The 20001-nt window shown below is 32.5% G+C and carries 15 protein-coding genes and 1 tRNA gene; 10 read left to right on the top strand and 6 right to left on the bottom strand.

Features of this window, described 5'->3' with window-relative positions; translation table 11 throughout:
- Positions 1–20 precede the first annotated feature (20 nt).
- The 3 genes from argC to WH52_RS08615 are packed head-to-tail and all read right to left on the bottom strand — an operon-like array spanning position 21 to position 2825.
- Positions 21–1001: an N-acetyl-gamma-glutamyl-phosphate reductase gene (gene argC, locus WH52_RS08625; RefSeq protein ID WP_086030544.1), complete on the bottom strand. Its 981-nt coding sequence runs from the start codon at positions 999–1001 to the stop codon at positions 21–23.
- Positions 998–2182: an argininosuccinate synthase gene (locus WH52_RS08620; protein WP_086030543.1), complete on the bottom strand. Its 1185-nt coding sequence runs from the start codon at positions 2180–2182 to the stop codon at positions 998–1000. Before WH52_RS08620 ends, argC begins: the two co-directional genes overlap by 4 nt.
- Positions 2183–2192: 10 nt before the next feature.
- On the bottom strand, positions 2193–2825 hold the full coding sequence (locus tag WH52_RS08615) for a GNAT family N-acetyltransferase (RefSeq protein WP_086030542.1): 633 nt from the start codon (positions 2823–2825) through the stop codon (positions 2193–2195).
- A 902-nt stretch (positions 2826–3727) separates the two neighbouring features.
- Here WH52_RS08615 and WH52_RS08610 point away from each other — a divergent pair.
- The 6 genes from WH52_RS08610 to ilvA are packed head-to-tail and all read left to right on the top strand — an operon-like array spanning position 3728 to position 11372.
- Complete coding sequence (locus tag WH52_RS08610) at positions 3728–4615, top strand: branched-chain amino acid transaminase (protein ID WP_086030541.1); 888 nt, start codon at positions 3728–3730, stop codon at positions 4613–4615.
- Positions 4615–6291 (top strand): dihydroxy-acid dehydratase, encoded by a 1677-nt coding sequence (gene ilvD / locus WH52_RS08605; protein ID WP_086030540.1) that lies wholly within the window; start codon positions 4615–4617, stop codon positions 6289–6291. Before WH52_RS08610 ends, ilvD begins: the two co-directional genes overlap by 1 nt.
- 13 nt (positions 6292–6304) lie before the next feature.
- On the top strand, positions 6305–8038 hold the full coding sequence (gene ilvB, locus WH52_RS08600; RefSeq protein ID WP_086030539.1) for a biosynthetic-type acetolactate synthase large subunit: 1734 nt from the start codon (positions 6305–6307) through the stop codon (positions 8036–8038).
- A 4-nt stretch (positions 8039–8042) separates the two neighbouring features.
- Entirely contained in the window at positions 8043–8570 is a 528-nt protein-coding gene (gene ilvN, locus WH52_RS08595) for an acetolactate synthase small subunit (RefSeq protein ID WP_198938420.1), read from the top strand.
- Positions 8571–8595: 25 nt separating this feature from the next.
- Positions 8596–10098 carry a ketol-acid reductoisomerase gene (ilvC, locus tag WH52_RS08590; RefSeq protein WP_086030537.1) on the top strand — a complete coding sequence of 501 codons (1503 nt, stop codon included), beginning with the start codon at positions 8596–8598 and terminating at the stop codon, positions 10096–10098.
- 5 nt (positions 10099–10103) lie between these two features.
- Positions 10104–11372: a threonine ammonia-lyase IlvA gene (gene ilvA, locus WH52_RS08585; RefSeq protein WP_086030536.1), complete on the top strand. Its 1269-nt coding sequence runs from the start codon at positions 10104–10106 to the stop codon at positions 11370–11372.
- Between the two features lie 30 nt (positions 11373–11402).
- On the opposite strand, the gene WH52_RS08580 is transcribed toward ilvA, so the two are convergent.
- Positions 11403–13505 (bottom strand): protein-disulfide reductase DsbD family protein, encoded by a 2103-nt coding sequence (locus WH52_RS08580; protein WP_086030535.1) that lies wholly within the window; start codon positions 13503–13505, stop codon positions 11403–11405.
- A gap of 219 nt (positions 13506–13724) precedes the next feature.
- Between WH52_RS08580 and WH52_RS08575 the strand changes: the two genes are divergently transcribed.
- Together WH52_RS08575 and WH52_RS08570 are read left to right on the top strand one after the other, a co-directional pair.
- Positions 13725–14474, top strand: coding sequence for a 5'-nucleotidase C-terminal domain-containing protein (locus WH52_RS08575; protein WP_086030534.1), 750 nt, complete (start codon positions 13725–13727; stop codon positions 14472–14474).
- A 1-nt stretch (position 14475) separates the two neighbouring features.
- Positions 14476–15390, top strand: coding sequence for a bifunctional metallophosphatase/5'-nucleotidase (locus WH52_RS08570; protein WP_086030533.1), 915 nt, complete (start codon positions 14476–14478; stop codon positions 15388–15390).
- Between the two features lie 64 nt (positions 15391–15454).
- Here the strand turns inward: WH52_RS08570 and WH52_RS08565 are convergent.
- Positions 15455–15529 (bottom strand) — tRNA-Pro (locus WH52_RS08565).
- Positions 15530–15603: 74 nt separating this feature from the next.
- Here WH52_RS08565 and WH52_RS08560 point away from each other — a divergent pair.
- Both WH52_RS08560 and trxB read left to right on the top strand, forming a co-directional pair.
- A complete protein-coding gene (locus WH52_RS08560; protein WP_198938419.1) occupies positions 15604–16698 on the top strand; it encodes a PQQ-dependent sugar dehydrogenase in 1095 nt (364 codons plus the stop codon).
- Between the two features lie 117 nt (positions 16699–16815).
- Positions 16816–17754 carry a thioredoxin-disulfide reductase gene (gene trxB / locus WH52_RS08555; protein ID WP_086030531.1) on the top strand — a complete coding sequence of 313 codons (939 nt, stop codon included), beginning with the start codon at positions 16816–16818 and terminating at the stop codon, positions 17752–17754.
- A 75-nt stretch (positions 17755–17829) separates the two neighbouring features.
- Here the strand turns inward: trxB and WH52_RS08550 are convergent, their stop codons facing one another.
- Positions 17830–19929, bottom strand: a complete 2100-nt coding sequence (locus WH52_RS08550; protein WP_086030530.1) for a DUF2306 domain-containing protein — start codon at positions 19927–19929, stop codon at positions 17830–17832.
- Positions 19930–20001: the final 72 nt, after the last annotated feature.

Here is a 20001-nt window from a genome sequence, read left to right as displayed (position 1 = left end):
TTTGTTTTTTAGTGTGTTGTTTAAAAATATGTTGCTTTTAATTGTAAGCCTTCGTCTTCAGAAAATCCAAAAAGTAAATTCATGTTTTGGACGGCTTGACCAGAAGCTCCTTTTAAAAGATTATCAATACAACTGGTAATGAGTAATTTGTTTTGATATTTGTGTAAATGAATGAGGCACTTATTAGTGTTTACAACTTGTTTTAGATGTAAAGGAGTGTCTGAAATAGTTGTGAATAAGGCATCTTTATAATATTCCTTATACGTATTTTTAGCTTCCTCAATTGATCCTTCAAAATGGGTGTATAAGGAAGCAAAAATGCCTCTAGAAAAATTTCCTCTATTAGGGAGGAATAGTATATCCGCATTAAAATGAGGTTGCAATATGGTTAATGATTGCTGTATTTCTCCTAAATGCTGATGGACAAAAGGTTTGTAGTAGGAAAAATTATTATCTCTCCAAGTAAAATGAGTTGTTGAAGATAATGATGTACCTGCGCCCGTAGCTCCAGTTACTGAATTAATATGCACATCGTTTTGTAACAAATTATTCTTAGCTAAAGGAAGCAATGCAAGTTGAATTGCGGTTGCAAAACACCCTGGATTGGCTATAAATTGGGCTTCTTGAATGGTAGTGTCGTTATAAAGTTCAGGCAGACCATATACAAAAGACTTATTTTTAAAAATATGATTTTTTTCAAGTCTAAAATCATTTCCTAAATCGATGATTTTAGTATGAGTAGAAAAAGAGTGCATTTCCAAAAACTTTTTAGAGTTTCCATGTCCCAGACATAAGAACAACACAGCTACCTCAGAATTGATTGTATTTGTAAATCCAAGTTCGGTACTACCTATTAAATCTTGATGAACTTTATAAACTTTATTTCCAGCATTAGAAGTACTATAGATGAAATTTATTTCAACTTTTGAGTGATGTAACAATAATCTTATTAATTCACCAGCAGTATAACCAGCTCCTCCTATGATTCCTACTTGTATCATTTTATTGAATTTACTTGTTGATATATTTTATTTTGATTTCCTAGTATTTTAATAAAGCCTTTAGCATCGTTAGCGGTCCAACCATTATTCATTTCTCCATAACTTCCATAAGCAGTATCCATTAAATCATGTTTTGAGGAAATACCATTTAGCGTAAAGTGGTATGGTTTTAAAGTCACGCTAACAGATCCAGAAACATTGGCTTGACTATTGGCTAAAAAAGCTTCTATATCTCTCATTATTGGATCTAAGTACAAGCCTTCATGTAAGTGCATCCCGTAAAAACTAGCTAAGTACTCTTTGTGTTGTAACTGCCATTTGGTAAGAGTATGTTTTTCTAGTAAATGATGTGCTTTAATGCAGATAAAAGCGGCTGGGGCTTCAAAACCAACTCTTCCTTTAATCCCCACAATAGTATCTCCTACATGAATGTCTCTACCAATAGCAAATGCAGCGGCTTTTTTTGTGAGTTTTTGAATGTTAGCTTCTGGTTTGTCTACAGTATTATTAATGGCTACCAATTCGCCTTTTTCAAAAGTTAAAACTATTTTCTCTTCTTTGGTTTTTATTAATTGAGAAGGATAAGCTATTTCTGGTAAAGGTTTGTCAGAAGTTAAGGTTTCATCTCCACCTACACTTGTACCCCAAAGTCCCTTGTTAATGGAATATTTGGCTTGTTGCCAAGACCAATCAATTCCATGACTTTTTAAATATTCAATTTCATTTTGTCTAGATAGCTTTTGATCTCTAATAGGAGTAATGATTTCTATTTCTGGAGCCAACGTTTGAAAAATCATATCAAATCTTACTTGATCGTTACCAGCCCCAGTACTACCATGCGCAATGTGTGAAGCTCCATTTTTTTTAGCATAGGTTACAATTTCAATGGCTTGTACAATTCTTTCGGCACTAACAGAAAGCGGGTAGGTATTGTTCTTTAAAACATTTCCGAAAATTAAAAACTTAACTACCTTGTGGTAAAAATCACCTACGGCTTCGATGTTTTTATAAGTACTTACACCCATGAGGTAAGCTTTTTCTTCAATATTTTTAATTTCTTCGGAAGAAAAGCCTCCAGTATTCACGCTTACCGCGTGTACTTCATATCCTTCTTTTACTAGGCTAACTGCACAATATGATGTGTCTAAACCCCCACTATACGCAATGACTAATTTTTTCATTTTATATTAATTATTTAGTTGTTTGTTTTGTGTTTTTTTGCTTTTTTAAGAGCAAGGCTTCCTTAATTTTTTTAAGCCTTTGGAACACCTTTTCTTTCACTTTTACTTTCTTAGAGTTGGAGGTGTTTGGATCATATAGCATGCCTGTACATAAGCACATTTTTTGTTTTGTTCTTTGTAAAACGTCGTAGTTAACGCAGGTTTGACACCCTTTCCAAAAAGATTGGTCTTCGGTTAATTCTGAAAACGTAACAGGTTTATAACCTAGGCTTGTATTCATTTTTATCACCGCTAATCCGGTAGTAATACTGAAAATTTTGGCAGTAGGATATTGGGTTCTAGATAGCTCAAAAACATGCGCTTTAATCTTTTTAGCGAGTCCAATTCCTCTATAGTTTGGATGTACAATAAGTCCGGAGTTTGCTACAAACTTTCCATGTTCCCATGATTCTATGTAACAAAAACCTGCAAATTGATCTCCATCTAAAGCGATCACCGCATTTCCTTGTGTTAACTTAGAAATGATGTAGTTAGGTGTACGTTTCGCTATACCAGTACCTCTTTTTTCAGCGGCCTTTTCAATGGTGTCACAAATAACTTGCGCATATGTAGCATGCGATGCATTGGCAATAACAATTTTCATTGATATTTAGTTATGATTGAAATTTTAAGTTGTAATCGTTTTGTTGGAAGAAGGAACCGGACACACCTAAGTTCCATGAAATAGAGAAACACCCTTACGGGCGTGGTCGGATAAAAGTAGGGCGTACAGTAATATGGCTATCAGAAAAGATAGTATATGACTTACTAATAAAATTTAAAATTGCTGTTGGTTTCAAAACGAAAAAATAAAAATACAATACCTAGTTTGCTATAATAGAAGACACTGTGTCGGTGATTTACCGCACAAACAAACTGGGTGTATTATTGTATGTTTTATTTTGTTGCATAACGCTACAAAGCTATAAATTAATTTTTGATAAATAAAAGAATACAATTAATTTTATTTTTAATTTCTTGTAAAATAAGGGGTTGTAGTCCTGTTGTTTGCAGGGTTTTATTTTTTTTGTTGAAAAATGTTTGGTGGTTAAAAAAATATTTTGAAATATTTGCAACAGAATGAGCAAACAAGTATTAAATATTATTTCTGTCATTATTGTCGTTGTGATTATTTCACAAGGATAGGGGAAGTAGTATTTAAATTATAATATATCATGAAAGGCTTCCTAAAATTTAGGAAGCCTTTTTTTATGCAATTCAAATAGAACACATGAACATATTTACAAACATAGTAGTCATTATCATTATTGTCATTATTAACTCACCACCGAGTTGATGCAGATAGCTATTGTGTATAAGAAAGCCTGTATCAATTTTTTGATGCAGGCTTTTTTTTATACCTGAATATGACTATTGTATAAGGTTAAGAAACACAAAAATAGATAGTTAGGTGTTTTTATTGATGATTGAGAATCATGTGGTTAGCTAAAAAGAAGAATATAAAAAAAGCATATAAAATAATTTCGAAAAACAAAACAACTGAAAATGTATTTCAACGAAGAAACGGTAATTTTTTACAACGGTAAATTTATTAAAGCAGAAGACGCTAAGGAAAATCCATACGGTCAAAGCTTACATTATGGTAACGGAGTATTTGAAGGTATTAGAGCGTATAATACAGTAAATGGAGCGAAAATCTTTAAACCTTATGAACATTACAAACGTTTAAAATATGGAGCTGAAGTTATGAATATTCCTTTCAATTATAGTGAGGAAGAATTAACAAAAATCAGTTATGAATTATTAGAGCGTAACGGATTAAAAGATGCTTATATCCGTCCGTTAATTACCACTGGAGTAGATATGAGTTTAAAAACATCGTCACAATCAAATTTGTTGATTCAATGTTGGGAGTGGGGGAAGTATATGGGAGATAAATTACTGAGAGTGAAAACTTCCAAATTTCAACGTCCGAACCCAAATTCTTGTTTTGTTGAAGCAAAAGTTACAGGGCATTATGTGAATTCAGTGCTTTCTACAAACGAAGCTAAAAATGCAGGTTATGACGAAGCTTTATTATTGGATATGAACGGAAATGTAGCTGAGTGTTCAGGAGCAAATATTTTTATGCAAAAGGATGGAAAGTTACAAACACCTCCTAAAGGTCATATCATGGCAGGTATTACCAGAGCTACAATTATTGACTTATGTAGAGAAGTTGGGATTTCTGTTGAAGAAAAACATTTTACCCTAGATGAATTGAAAGATGCAGATGCTTGTTTCTTTACAGGTACTGCAGCTGAGGTAGTTGGATTAGCATCGCTCGATGATTATAAATTCCCAATGAATTGGAAAGATACACACGGTTATAGATTAATGAATTTGTACAAAGAAGAAGTACTAGGATTACGATTGAAAGAAAAGACAGCCTAATGGAATTAAATAGATTTAGTAAACGAGTAACTCAAGACGATACACAACCAGCGGCACAAGCTATGTTACATGCTATTGGTTTGTCTAAAGAAGATTTACAAAAGCCATTTGTAGGAATTGCAAGTACAGGATATGAAGGAAATCCATGTAACATGCACCTAAACGATTTGGCGAAAAAAGTAAAAGAAGGAACTGAGAATACAAATTTAGTAGGATTGATTTTTAACACGATTGGAGTTTCAGATGGAATTTCTATGGGAACTCCAGGAATGCGCTTTTCATTACCATCAAGAGATGTTATTGCAGATTCTATGGAAACAGTAGTACAAGCCATGTCTTATGACGGTTTGGTTACAGTGGTTGGTTGCGATAAAAATATGCCTGGAGCTTTAATGGCAATGTTACGCTTAAATCGTCCGTCGGTATTGGTGTATGGAGGTACTATTGCTTCTGGGTGTCATGAAGGACAAAAACTAGATATAGTTTCTGCATTTGAAGCTTGGGGAGGTAAAGTAGCTGGAACTATAACACAAACAGAATATCAAAATGTAATAGAAAAAGCATGTCCTGGTGCAGGTGCTTGTGGAGGTATGTATACAGCAAATACTATGGCTTCTGCTATTGAAGCTTTAGGGATGAGTTTACCTTATAATTCTTCAAACCCAGCTATTAGTAATCAAAAAGAAGAAGAATCGGTAAGGGCAGGAGAAGCGATGAGAACTTTGTTAGAAAAAGACATTAAGCCTTCTAAAATTGTTACTAGAAAATCATTAGAAAATGCCATAAGATTGGTAACAGTTATGGGAGGTTCTACCAATGCAGTATTACACTTTTTAGCAATTGCTAAAGCAGCAAATGTAGAATTTACATTGGCAGATTTTCAACGAATTTCTGATGAGACCCCATTTTTAGCCGATTTAAAACCAAGTGGTAAATATTTAATGGAAGATGTACATCGAGTAGGAGGTACACCAGCGGTTTTAAAATACTTATTAGAGAAAGGATTACTGCATGGAGATTGTTTAACAGTTACTGGAAAAACATTAGCAGAAAATCTTGCTGAAGTTCCAAGTTTAACACAAGGACAAGAAGTAATCAAAACTACAGAAAATCCAATTAAACAAACAGGGCACTTACGAATGCTTTATGGGAATTTAGCATCAGAAGGTTCTGTAGCAAAAATTACAGGGAAAGAAGGATTGTACTTTTCGGGAACAGCAAAAGTTTTTGAAGGAGAATTTGAAGCTAACGAAGGGATTAAAAATGGATTAGTCTCAAAAGGAGATGTCGTAGTCATTCGATACGAAGGACCAAAAGGAGGTCCAGGAATGCCAGAAATGTTAAAGCCAACTGCTGCAATTATGGGAGCAGGTTTAGGTAATGAGGTAGCTTTAATTACCGATGGTCGTTTCTCTGGAGGAACTCATGGTTTTGTAGTTGGTCATATCACTCCCGAAGCTCAAGAAGGAGGAGTGATTGCTTTGGTTAAAGATGGAGATACAATTAGCATAAATGCTGAAACTAATACAATTAATTTACAAGTTTCTGAAGAAGAATTATCAGAACGAAAAAAAGAATGGAAAGCACCTCCATTAAAAGTACAAAGAGGAGTGCTTTATAAATATGCAAAAACAGTGGCGTCGGCTTCAAATGGATGCGTAACCGACGAATTTTAAAAAAAAGTGTATCATGGAAACAAGAACAAAAGAACACGCACAAAAAACAACAGTAAAAAAAGTAACAGTTTCTGGAGCTGAAGCCGTAATTAAATGTCTGTTAGAAGAAGGGGTAGACTTGCTTTATGGTTATCCAGGAGGAGCAATTATGCCAGTTTATGACGAATTATTTAAGTATCAAGATAAATTACATCATGTGCTAACTCGACATGAACAAGGTGCTACACACGCAGCTCAAGGATATGCACGAGCAACAGGAAAAGTTGGAGTTGCTATGGCAACTTCTGGTCCAGGAGCAACCAATTTAGTAACAGGAATTGCCGATGCACAGATCGATTCTACACCAATGGTTTGTATCACGGGGCAAGTAGCTGAACATTTATTAGGTTCAGACGCTTTTCAAGAAACAGATATAGTTGGAATCTCAGCACCAGTAACCAAATGGAATTATCAAATTACGAGAGCAGAGGAGATTCCAGAAATTATAGCAAAAGCATTTTATATCGCTCGTTCTGGTAGACCAGGGCCTGTTTTAATTGATATTACAAAAAATGCTCAGTTCGAACAGTTTGATTTTGAATATAAACCTTGTAAATCTGTTCGTAGCTATAAACCCGTGCCAACTTTAGATAAAAAGAAAGTAAAGGAAGCTGCAACTCTTATTAATCAAGCTCAAAAACCTATGGTGATTTGGGGACAAGGAGTAGTATTGGGTGAAGCAGAAAAAGAGTTTAAACGATTTATAGAAAAAGCAGGAATTCCTTCAGCAAGTACATTGTTAGGCTTATCGGCATTACCAACAAAGCATCCATTACATGTTGGTATGGTAGGAATGCATGGTAATTATGGACCTAATAAACTCACAAATGAGTGTGATGTTTTAATTGCAGTGGGTATGCGTTTTGATGATCGTGTGACAGGAGATTTAAGTCGCTATGCTACACAAGCAAAGGTGGTTCATTTTGAAATTGATCCTGCTGAAATTGATAAAAATGTAAAAACTACAGTTGCGGTTTTAGGAGATGCCAAAGAAAGTTTAAAAGAAATATTGCCACACATTGCTGAAAAATCTCATATAGATTGGCTACAAAAATTCAGAAATTTTGACGCTACTGAATTTGATAGGGTAATTCAAAAAGATCTATATCCAACCAAAGAAGGCTTAACTATGGGAGAGGTAATTAAAGAAATTAATACTGCTTCAAAAGGTGAAGCTATTGTAGTAACTGATGTAGGGCAACACCAAATGATTGCTTGTCGATATGCAGAATTTAATCAAACCAAAAGTAATATTACTTCGGGTGGATTAGGAACAATGGGATTTGCTTTACCAGCAGCAATTGGTGCTAAAATGGGAGTGCCCAACAGAGAAGTTGTTGCTGTTATCGGTGATGGAGGATATCAAATGACAATTCAAGAATTAGGTACCATTTTACAGATCAAAGCAGCAGTAAAAATTGTGGTTTTAAACAATGAGTTTTTAGGAATGGTACGCCAGTGGCAACAACTATTTTTTGATAAGCGATATGCTTCAACAGAAATGACAAATCCAGATTTTGTTCAAATAGCGAAAGGATATCATATTCCAGCAAAACGAGTAACCAAAAGAGAAGAGTTAGAAGGGGCTGTAAAAGAAATGATGCAATCTAAAGAAGCATATTTCTTAGAAGTTTGTGTAGAAAAAGAGGACAATGTTTTTCCAATGATTCCAACAGGATCATCAGTTTCTGATGTAAGATTAAGTTAATATTATGAGTGAAAAGAGAACATACACGGTATCAATTTACACCGAAAATAGTGTAGGGATACTTAATAGAATAACAGCAGTTTTTCAACGAAGAAAAATAAATATAGAGAGTTTAAATACATCGAAATCTGAAGTCAAATCGGTATCAAGAACCACTTTGTTAATAAAGGTAACCGAAGAACAGATTAAAAAAATAATAGGTCAGTTAGAAAAGCAAATTGCAGTAATCAAAGCTTTTTACCATACCGATGAAGAAACGATTTATCAAGAGTCATGTATGTTTAAATTAAGCACAGATTTATTGGTAGGTAACAGCGATATTCAAGCGATTATTAATAGTAGTAAATCACGAGTAATTAATATTAATAAAGACTTTTTTGTCTTAGAAAAATCTGGAGGTAAAGAAGAAATCGAAGAACTGTATCACACACTAAATAAACACGGTATTATGCAGTTTGTACGATCTGGTAGAATCGCTATAACCAAAGAAGAAATGCCAGTGTCTGAATTACTAGAATTAATTAATAACTAAACTAACAACTAAAAAATAAAAGAAAATGAATAACTATTTTAACAATTTGTCATTAAGAAGACAATTAGAACAGTTAGGGAAATGTAGGTTTATGGGGACTGATGAATTTCCAAACGGAATTTCAGCTTTAGAAAATAAAAAAGTAGTTATCGTTGGTTGCGGAGCTCAAGGACTAAACCAAGGATTAAATATGAGAGATTCTGGACTTGATGTAAGTTATGCCTTAAGAGATGCAGCAATTAAAGAACAGCGACAATCGTATAAAAATGCAACAGAACATAATTTTGAAGTTGGAACTTTTGAAAAATTAATTCCAACTGCCGATTTAGTTTGTAATCTAACTCCCGATAAACAACATACACGCGTGGTAAATACCGTAATGCCTTTAATGAAAGAAGGAGCAACTTTATCGTACTCTCATGGATTTAATATCGTAGAGGAAGGAATGCAGGTTCGTAAAGATATTACTGTAATTATGGTAGCGCCTAAATGCCCTGGCAGTGAAGTTAGGGAAGAGTATAAAAGAGGTTTTGGAGTACCAACTTTAATTGCTGTACACCCAGAAAATGACCCAAAAAATAAAGGCTTAGAACAAGCTAAAGCTTATGCGTTTGCTACAGGGGGTCATAAGGCTGGAGTGTTAGAATCTTCTTTTGTTGCTGAGGTGAAATCAGATTTAATGGGAGAGCAAACTATTTTATGTGGTGTGCTGCAAACTGCTTCAATTTTATCGTTTAATAAAATGGTTGAAGAAGGATTAGAGGCTTCGTATGCTGCTAAATTGGTTCAGTATGGTTGGGAAACAATTACTGAGGCTTTAAAGCATGGAGGAATCACCAATATGATGGATCGTTTGTCTAATCCAGCAAAAATTAAGGCATATCACCTTTCTGAAGAATTAAAAGGAATTTTAGCTCCTTTATTTGAAAAGCACATGGATGATATTATGTCTGGACATTTTTCTAAAACCATGATGGAAGATTGGGCAAATGACGATGTAAACTTATTAACCTGGAGAGCAGAAACTGGTGAAACAGCTTTTGAAAAAACAACTGCTACGCAAGAAGAAATTTCAGAACAAACGTATTTTGATAAAGGAGTATTGCTTGTAGCTTATGTAAAAGCAGGAGTAGAGTTGGCATTTGAAACTATGGTAGCTTCAGGTATTATTGAAGAATCTGCTTATTACGAATCGTTACACGAATTACCTTTAATTGCTAACACGGTAGCTAGAAAGAAGTTGTTTGAAATGAATCGAATTATTTCTGATACGGCAGAATATGGTTGTTATCTTTTCGATCATGCAGCAAAACCGTTGTTAGTAGATTTTATGCAATCGGTTAATAGCGATGTAATTGGTAAAGAATATATTGCTACTAATGAAGTTTCTAATACAGAATTAATTGCTGTAAATAAAGCTATTAGAAATCATCCTATTGAAAAAGTAGGAGAAAAATTACGTTCGGCTATGACGTCGATGAAAACTATAAAGGTTTCTCAAGAAAAAGCAGAACCAGTTTTAGCATAATATTTATGGATACGCTTAAAAGAGTAACATATTATCCACAATTATCAGCAATAAAAACTGCTGCCGACAATTTAAAAGAAGTTGTAACGGTAACACCATTGCAAGAAAATTTAAATCTATCATCTCGTTTTGGAGCTAATGTGTTTCTAAAACGAGAAGATTTACAACAAGTTCGTTCGTATAAAATTAGAGGAGCTTATCATAAAATTAATTCGTTAACTTCTGATGAATTAACTAACGGAATTGTTTGTGCTAGTGCAGGGAATCACGCTCAAGGAGTAGCGTATGCCTGCCGAAAGAAACAAATTTATGGTACTATTTTTATGCCAGCACCTACGCCAAAGCAAAAAGTAGAGCAGGTAAAAATGTTCGGAGGTAATTTTGTAGATATTCAATTAACAGGAGATACTTTTGATGATTCTTATAAAGCAGCAAAATATATTGCCGATAGTTTAGGGAAAACATTTGTGCATCCTTTTGATGATGAAAAAATTATTGAAGGTCAAGCTACAGTTGGGTTAGAGATATTAGAACAAACACCAGAAAAAATAGATTATGTTTTTGTGCCAGTTGGAGGTGGAGGACTAGCCTCTGGTTTGTCTTCAGTTTTTAAATATTTATCACCTTCAACAAAAATTATTGGTGTAGAACCTGCAGGTGCTCCTTCTATGCAACAGGCTATTGATTCAAGAAATAATATAGTGTTAGATACAATAGACAAATTTGTTGATGGTGCAGCAGTAAAACAAGTAGGAAGTTTGACTTATAAAATTTGTGCAGAAAATTTATCAGAAATGATAACTGTTCAAGAAGGAAAAGTATGTCAAACAATTCTCGATATGTATAACAAAGAAGCTATTGTGGTTGAACCCGCTGGTGCATTAACCATAAGCGCTTTAGATTCTTTTAAAAAAGATATTGAAGGAAAAAATGTTGTTTGTGTGGTAAGTGGGAGTAATAATGATATTACTCGTACTGCCGAAATTAAAGAAAGAGCATTGTTGTTTGGAGGTCTTAAACATTATTTTATTGTTCGATTTCCGCAAAGAGCAGGAGCTTTAAAAGAATTTGTAATGAATGTTTTAGGAAAGAATGACGATATTACTTTTTTTGAATATTCAAAGAAAACAAATCGAGAAAACGGACCCGCTGTAGTTGGAATTGAGTTAGAGAAAAAAGAAGATTTACGTCCTTTAATTCAAAGGATGAAAGAGAGAAGTTTTTATGGGGAATATCTTAACGATAAACCTAACTTATTTGAATTTCTTACATAAAAAAAGCACCTAATTTAGGTGCTTTTTAGTTTATTCAATTAAGTTTTTAGTGTCTTCAGAATCTAGCGTTGGAATAGCTATTCGTTCTATTGAAGGAACACTGTTTTGTAACTCTTTAAAAGCATCTAATCCGCATTGTAAAAAACTAGCATAGTCATCTTCCGCAGGAGTATAACCAACTGGTTGATTTAGTACTTTCTTTCCATCTGAACTTAATAAAGCATAAAAGGGTTGAGAATTCGTTTGGAAAAATTGAGTTTGATAATGAGCCCATTTATTCCCATAGGTTTCTAACTTTCTTTGTCCACCATTAATTCTATTTACAAATACTTTTTCATTTTCTGGCAACTCTTTTTTATCATCTACATATAAAGAAATAAGTACGTAATTATTTCGAATATAATCATCGATTTTTGGTAATGGCCAAACGTGCTCTTCCATTTTTCTACAGTTTACACAAGCGTATCCTGTAAAATCTAATAAAATAGGTTTGTTTACTTTTTGAGCGTATGCAATTCCTGTTTTTAAATCTTTAAAACACTCTAAGTTGTTAGGGCATTCTTTCGGATAGATAAAACTGTATCCTACCGGAGGAGCTAAACCACTTAATAAGGTTAAAGGCGTAAATGTTTTTGTTTCTTGATTTATTCTAAATCCTGATGCTAAATAAATAGTGAAGGCAGCAACTAAAATTCCGAAGCTAATTCTAAAAAATGATAATTTTTTAAGTGGAGAATCGTGTGGGAATTTAATTTTTCCGAATAAGTATAAAGTTAATCCAGCAAAAATAAGGATCCAAATAATTAAGAAAGGTTCAATTTTTAGTAAGTTCCAGTGTTGTACTAAATCGGCATTAGATAAGAATTTAAACGCTAAAGCTAATTCTAAAAATCCTAAAACAACTTTTACAGAATTTAGCCATCCGCCAGATTTTGGTAAAGAATTCAACATGTTTGGAAACATTGCAAATAAAGCAAAAGGCAAACCAAGAGCTACACCAAAACCACCCATACCAGCGGTTAATTGCCACGCGCCGCCATCAGCAGTTAAAGAACCGGCTAATAAAGAACCTAAAATTGGTCCTGTACAAGAAAACGATACGATGGCTAAGGTAAGTGCCATAAAGAAGATTCCTAAAATTCCTCCTACACTTTCACCTTGTGTGGTTTTACTTGTCCAACTTGCGGGTAAGGTTAATTCGTAATATCCGAAGAAAGAAAAAGCAAAGAAAACAAAAATGACAAAGAAGATAATATTTAACCAAACGTTGGTTGAAATTTCGTTTAAAATATCTGGATTTACAGAATCTAATAAATGAAAAGGAATACTTAATACTAAGTAAACTGCTAAAATAAAGAATCCATAAAGCAATGCTTTTGAGATTCCTGAACCTTTGTTTTTCTCTCCTTTTTTAGTGAAAAAGCTAACAGTAAGTGGTATCATTGGAAATACGCAAGGAGTTAATAAAGCTAATAGGCCACCAGCAAAACCTAAAGCGAAAATATTCCATAGAGATTTTCCTTGTTTCTTTACTTCTGTAGCTTTTGAGACTACTTGATTCGCACAATTTGTTTCAGTTTTTACCAATTCATTGGCAGTCATTCCGTACAATAGTTCATTGGCGTCAGTATCATTTAATGCTGTGGTAGTAGTTTCGTTATTAGAAGTAGTTGAACTTTTGGAATTATCGAAACTAAATTCAAAGTTTTCATCGTTAGGAGGAATACAGCGTTGACTATCACAAGTCATAAAATTGACACTTCCAGTAAATTTAGCTTTAAGGTCTTTAACTCTTACTTTTTGAGTGAATGTAGCTACTTTATAAAATTTGGTAACCGTCATATTATTAAACAACGGATCTTTAGCAACACTTTTATTGAAGTCACTTTCAGCAACTTCACCAATAAGTTCTACAGCATCGTTTTTATCAAAAAAGAATTCAGTAGGTACTGGTCCTCCGTCATCTAAATGCTGAGAATAAATAGCCCAACCTTGGTCGAGTTTTGCAGTAAAAATTAGGTTAAATTCATTGTCTGAAATAGCTTCTGTTTTAAAAGACCATTTTACAGGATCTAAAATCTGAGCAGAAACTACATTAGTTACTAATATTAATAATAAAAGTAATCTTTTCATTTTTAAAGAGGTTAATGTATGATGTAGCAAATCTACTTAAAAAGTTATTGACATGAAGTTAATAGAGTGATAAATGTTTAGTTAGAATTTTAATAATAAAGATAAAACAATTATTGTGTAGAACACTTTAACTATATATTAAAGAATCTAAGAAGAGAGATTAGATAATTAATAATACCTTTGAAAATATTGAAATGAACATTTTAGTAGAATAAAAATATGAAGAAAATATTTTATGCTATTTGCTTAATTTTTATGGTTATATCCTGTAAAAAAACGGATGCTAAATTAACCAAGATAATAGCAAAAACCATTGAAATTGATAGTACTATACAACCTTCAGTAGCATTGAAGACTGTAATCTCTCCTTACAAAGAAAAGTTAGCGGCAAAAATGCAAAAGGTGTTGAGTTACAGTTCTGAGGAATTAAATAAAAAAGATAGTGTTAGGCAAAGTTTAGTAGGAAACTTAATGGCAGATTTATCTATCGAAATGGTATCACCTTTGTTTAATAAAAAGACTAACGAAACTATTGATTTTGTAATGTTTAATTATGGTGGAATTCGTGCTATAATTCCCAAAGGAGAAGTTGCAGTTGAAAGAGCATTTAAGATAATGCCTTTTGAGAATGAGTTAGTTGTAGTTGAGCTTACAGGAGAGAAAATTAAAGAGTTAATTTCCTATTTTATCAATAATAAAAAAGCGCATCCATTATCTAAAAATGTACAACTTACGATTGCCAGTGGTAATTATGATTTAAAAATTAATAATGTTCCTTTTGATAGTAAAAAAACATATAGAGTATTAACTTCAGACTATTTACAAAGCGGAGGTGATAGAATGACATTTTTTAAAGATCCAGTAAAGTTGACAAAGTTAAACTACAAATTTAGAGACGTAATTATTGATTATTTTAAGGAAGTAGATACTCTAAAATCTACCATTGATAACCGTATTATAGTTAAGTAAAATGAAGAGAAGAGATTTTATAAAACAAATAGGAGGCGCTTCAGCTTTAACAGTAACAGGAGGATTAATGTTACCGTCATTTACTAGTAAAGAAAAGCGTCATATCACAATTTTACATACGAACGATACGCATAGTCATATTGAACCTTTTAAAGCAAATCATAAAAGACATGCAAACAAAGGAGGAGTAGCAAAACGTGCTACTTTAATAGAACAAGTAAGAAGAGAAAACCCGAATACGTTATTATTAGATGCCGGAGATATTTTTCAAGGAACTCCATATTTTAACTTTTTTGGAGGCGCGCTTGAGTTTAAATTAATGAGCATGTTAAAGTATGATGTAGCAACTATTGGAAATCACGATTTTGATAATTCAATAGATGGTTTTTACAAACAACTTCCTCATGCAAAATTTGATTTTGTTTCTGCCAATTATGATTTTAAAAATACAGTTTTAGATACACATGTTAAACCATACAAAATCATTGTTAAAGATGGAATTAAAATAGGAATCTTTGGATTAGGAGTGCAGCTTGATGGTTTGGTAAATAAAAAGCTATATAAAGAAACAGTTTATTTAGATCCTATTGAAGTTACTCAGGATATAACAAATGAATTGAAGAATGAAAAAAAGTGTGAGTTAATTATTTGTTTATCTCATTTAGGGTATTATTATAAAAATACTCCAGAAGTAATCTCTGATTTAAATTTAGCAAAAGCAACTAAAAATATCGATTTAATTATTGGAGGGCATACTCATACATTTTTACCAAAACCAACTATTGTTAAAAATATTGAAGACAAAAACATGTTGGTAAATCAAGTAGGAGCTTACGGAATTAATGTAGGTAGAATCGATTTTTACTTTGATGAGAAAGGTAATAAATCATCAACAGGAACAACTATTATAGTGTAATTGTATGTTCATTAGTATTAAAAAATAAAAACTCGTAAATCTTAAGATCTACGAGTTTTTTTAGTCGGGGTGGCAGGATTCGAACCTGCGACCTCCTGCTCCCAAAGCAGGCGCGATGACCGGGCTACGCTACACCCCGAAAATTGAGGTTGCAAATATAGTACATTATTTTTATATTTTAAAAGCTTTTTGAGCTAAATGTTTAAATTAAATATGAGTAAAAAGTATGAGTTTTTATTAAGTATTGCTTTCTGTTTTGTTTTTTTTCAAATATTGTATTCTCAAGAGTATGATTATAAAGTGGTTGTGAAAGGTTTGAGTAATCCGTGGGGATTTACTTTCTTGCCAGATAATTCAATGTTGATTACAGAAAAAAGAGGAGAACTTATCCATTTTAAAAATGGCAAAAAGATTATTGTTTCAGGTTTACCAAAAACTGAAGAATATGGTCAAGGCGGTTTAATGGATATTGAACTGCATCCAAAGTTTAAAGAGAATCATTTTATTTATTTCACGTATATAGCTTCACATGGAGCAGGTAGAGGTTTTAATACTGTATTAATGAGGGCAGAATTAAAAAACAATCAGCTAATCAATAAAAAGATATTGTATAAAGCTTCTCCTAATACTAAACGTGGTCAACATTTTGGATCTAGAATTGCTTTTGACAAAGAAGGTTTTCTATATTTTAGTATAGGCGATAGAGGGAATAGAAATAAAAATCCACAAGATATTACTAGAGATTGTGGTAAAATTTATCGTTTACATGATGATGGTAGAATTCCTAAAGACAATCCGTTTGTAAATACCAAAGATGCTAAAACAGCTATTTATAGTTATGGACATAGAAATCCTCAAGGAATGGAAATCAATCCATTTACTGGAGAAATTTGGACTCATGAACATGGACCGAAAGGTGGAGACGAAATCAATATCATTAAAAAAGGAAAGAATTACGGTTGGCCAAAAGCAAGTTTTGGTAGAAATTACATAGGTACTAGATTTACCAAACATACCTCTTTACCAAACATGGAAGATCCTTTACATCATTGGACTCCTTCTATAGCTCCTAGTGGAATGGCTTTTGTAAACAGTAAAAAATACCCAAGACTACAAGGGCATTTATTAGTTGGGTCATTAAAATTTCAATATGTAGCAAATTGCACTTTACAAAAAAGAAAAGTTGTAAAAGAAGAAAAAATGCTAGAAGGTTTAGGTAGGGTGCGTTCTATAGAACAGGGTTTAGACGGCTTTGTTTATGTAGGAATTGAAAATCTAGGTATTATTAAAATTCTTCCTAAAAAGTAATACTTTTACTGCTTTTGTAAGATAGCTTTTGTTTATCGTCTAATTGTCAAAAGATATTCACAAAAAATTTTTTAAAAGTTAAAAAAAATTACATTTGTAACTCTAAATTTTTAAACGATGGCAGAAAAAATTAAATGTTTGATTATAGGATCTGGACCAGCAGGTTATACAGCAGCTATTTATGCAGCAAGAGCAGATATGAAACCAGTTATGTATACAGGAATGCAAATGGGAGGTCAATTAACAACGACTACTGAAGTTGATAATTTCCCAGGATATCCAAACGGAACTGATGGAACTGCAATGATGGAAGATCTAAAGAGTCAAGCAGAACGTTTTGGAACGGATGTTCGTTTTGGAATGGTAACTAAAGTAGAATTTTCTGATAAAGAAGGTGGGATTCATAAAGTAGTTGTTGATGAAACTACAGAAATTGAAGCTGAAACTGTTATTATTTCTACGGGTGCTACTGCTAAATATTTAGGTTTAGAAAGTGAGCAACGTTTAATTGGAGGAGGAGTTTCGGCATGTGCAACTTGTGACGGATTTTTCTATAAAGGACAAGATGTTATTGTTGTAGGAGCAGGAGATACTGCTGCTGAAGAAGCTACGTATTTAGCAAATATTTGTAACAAAGTTACAATGTTGGTTCGTAAAGATTATATGAGAGCTTCTAAAGCAATGCAACACCGTGTAAATAAAACTGAAAACATCGAAGTGTTGTATAACACAGAAATTGATGAGGTTTTAGGGAGTAATGTTGTAGAGGGGGTTCGTGCGGTAAACAATCAAACTGGTGACAAGAAAGATATTTCAGTAACAGGAGTATTTATTGCAATAGGTCATACACCAAATACGCAATTATTTAAAGGAGTTTTAGATATGGACGAAACAGGTTATTTACTAACTAAAGGAAAGTCTACTAAAACGAATTTACCAGGGGTTTTTGCAGCAGGAGACGTACAAGATAAAGAATATCGTCAAGCAGTAACTGCAGCAGGTACAGGTTGTATGGCTGCTTTAGATGCAGAGCGTTATTTAGGAGCTTTGGAATAGAGTTTTATTGATTATAAAGTAAAAAGAGCTTATTAACTTAGTAAGCTCTTTTTTTATGATTCAAAAAATTATCTTCTAGTTGTTTAATTCAGCAATCATTTTCTTAGCAGTTGGATTATCAGCGTTGAACTTTAAAGATTCTTCAAAAGCTTTTAAAGCATCTTCTTTTCTGTTTAGTTTTATTAAGCTGTTTCCGTAATAATTATATATACGGTGAGTATAATACCCATGATTTGGATACAGTTTAAGATTGAGTTCAAAAAACTTAATAGCGTCTTTGTAGTTTCCTTTGTCAGCTAAAGATTGTCCATATTCATTTATGAGCCTTTCTGAGATAGCATATTCTGATTCTTTATTGTATTCATTTTTAATAAACTCAATAATTTCATCAGTAGATTTTTCAAGTTCTAACTCCGCTATAGGTTTTCTATTTAACATTAATTTTCTTAGAATCCACCAATAACGCCAAGAAGGAGTTTCTGTTCGGTTAGAAAGTTTTACATGTGTTAAATAATCTAATTTAGTTTTATGTACTACAACTACATTTCGTTTTGGAATAACTGTAATAAATTGACCAGTCATATCCCAAGCTGTGTATGCTCCATTAAAATCTGGGTTATCATAAAAGCGATCAAATCCCCACCATAAATAGCCATAAGTTTCTTGTAAGGGACTAGAAATATCTCCTCCTATTCTAGTTCTTACAGTATCTATTGGAATTACAGAAGATGTTATTTTTTTAATCCAATTTTTAGGAATTATTTGTTTTCCTTTCCATTTACCTTCTTGTAACATAAGTTGACCAATTTTAGCCATATCTCTGGTTGAAAGGTGCGTGTAATGAGTGTCAAACTTAGAATTGTGTGTGTAATCTTCAGACTGATTTTTTATATTCCAATCTTGAAATTCTAGAGGTATAGCTAGTTGCTGTTCTATTTCTTTATGAAAATTGTTTCCTGATTTTTTTTCTAAAATATAAGTTGCAACATTATAGTCCCAATTATTGAATGAAAAGTATTCACCAGGTTGTACACTTCCTCTTTTTTTGTTTTCAAACAATGTAAAATTTCTTCTATCCTTATCAGAATATAAAACTCCAGAAGAAGAGCTAAGTAAATGATCAATTGTAGCCTGTTTTTCAATAGGTAATAACCCTAAGAAATCATTCACGTTATTATCTTCAATTGTTTCGTTTAAATTAATGCTTCCATCTTCAATATATTTACCAAACAACATACTTAAAATACTGATTTTAGCATCGTTTAAATTACTAATTTCTGATATATCTCCATATTCAAAAACTATTTTTCCATTTTCTAAAACAAGCATACTTGTTGTTTGGGATTCTTCCCTTAGGTATGTATCTATTTCTATAAACTTGTCTTTAGTAAAGTAAGAATTGCTGTCAATTTGTTTTTTTACAAAAGCTGTTCCTTCATAAGAAGAACTTCTATAAAACCAAGTTTGAACACTTGTGTATGATAAAATAACCATTATTAGGGTAATAGCTATACTTCCTTTTAGGACATTATGGAGTTTGTATTTTTTGTAAAAATGTAAAATCACTTCTCTTTTTTCTAAATACAAATAAACAATAATCAAATTAGGAACCCAACTTAACCATGCAACCACTTGGTAAGCCAATGCAAATTCACCAAAAATAACTATTAATAAAGGTAGCCATAGTCTTAGAGTAACTGCTCCGAAAGTACCAGCATAATTATACATCATATATTTTTTATGAGCTATAACATTACCTTTTCGTATACTAGTATAACCTAAAATAGCTAATGTTACCCAAATTAAAGAGCCCATAGCGAATGCAATTTTTGGTGACAAACCTGCTGAAGCATGAAAGGCAATATAAAAACCAGGAATTCCGCTAAGAAGTATTGAAGCGATATAAATTTTACCGATCCACCTATGGATATTTATATATCTTTTTCTGAATTTTTCAATGAATTGTACCCAGCCAATTAATAAGGCAATACCTCCAAAAATAATATGTAAGTAAAAGCATATTAAATAGAAGTTACTATTTAATAATGAAATAGCTTTTGAAGATAAAAGGAGAATTGGTTCATTCGTTAAGATGTATTTTAAAGGGTAAGTACTATAAAATACACATAAGCCTCCGAAGAGAATCCAAAGCAAAATAGCTATATTTTTTTTCATTTTTATTGTTTTGATACTACCAAATTAGAATGAAAAAAAACAGATATAATATAAACAGAGGACCTAAGGTAT

Source organism: Tenacibaculum holothuriorum, assembly GCF_002120225.1.
GTDB lineage: Bacteria > Bacteroidota > Bacteroidia > Flavobacteriales > Flavobacteriaceae > Polaribacter > Polaribacter holothuriorum.
This window is presented reverse-complemented; position numbering and strand designations above follow the sequence as displayed.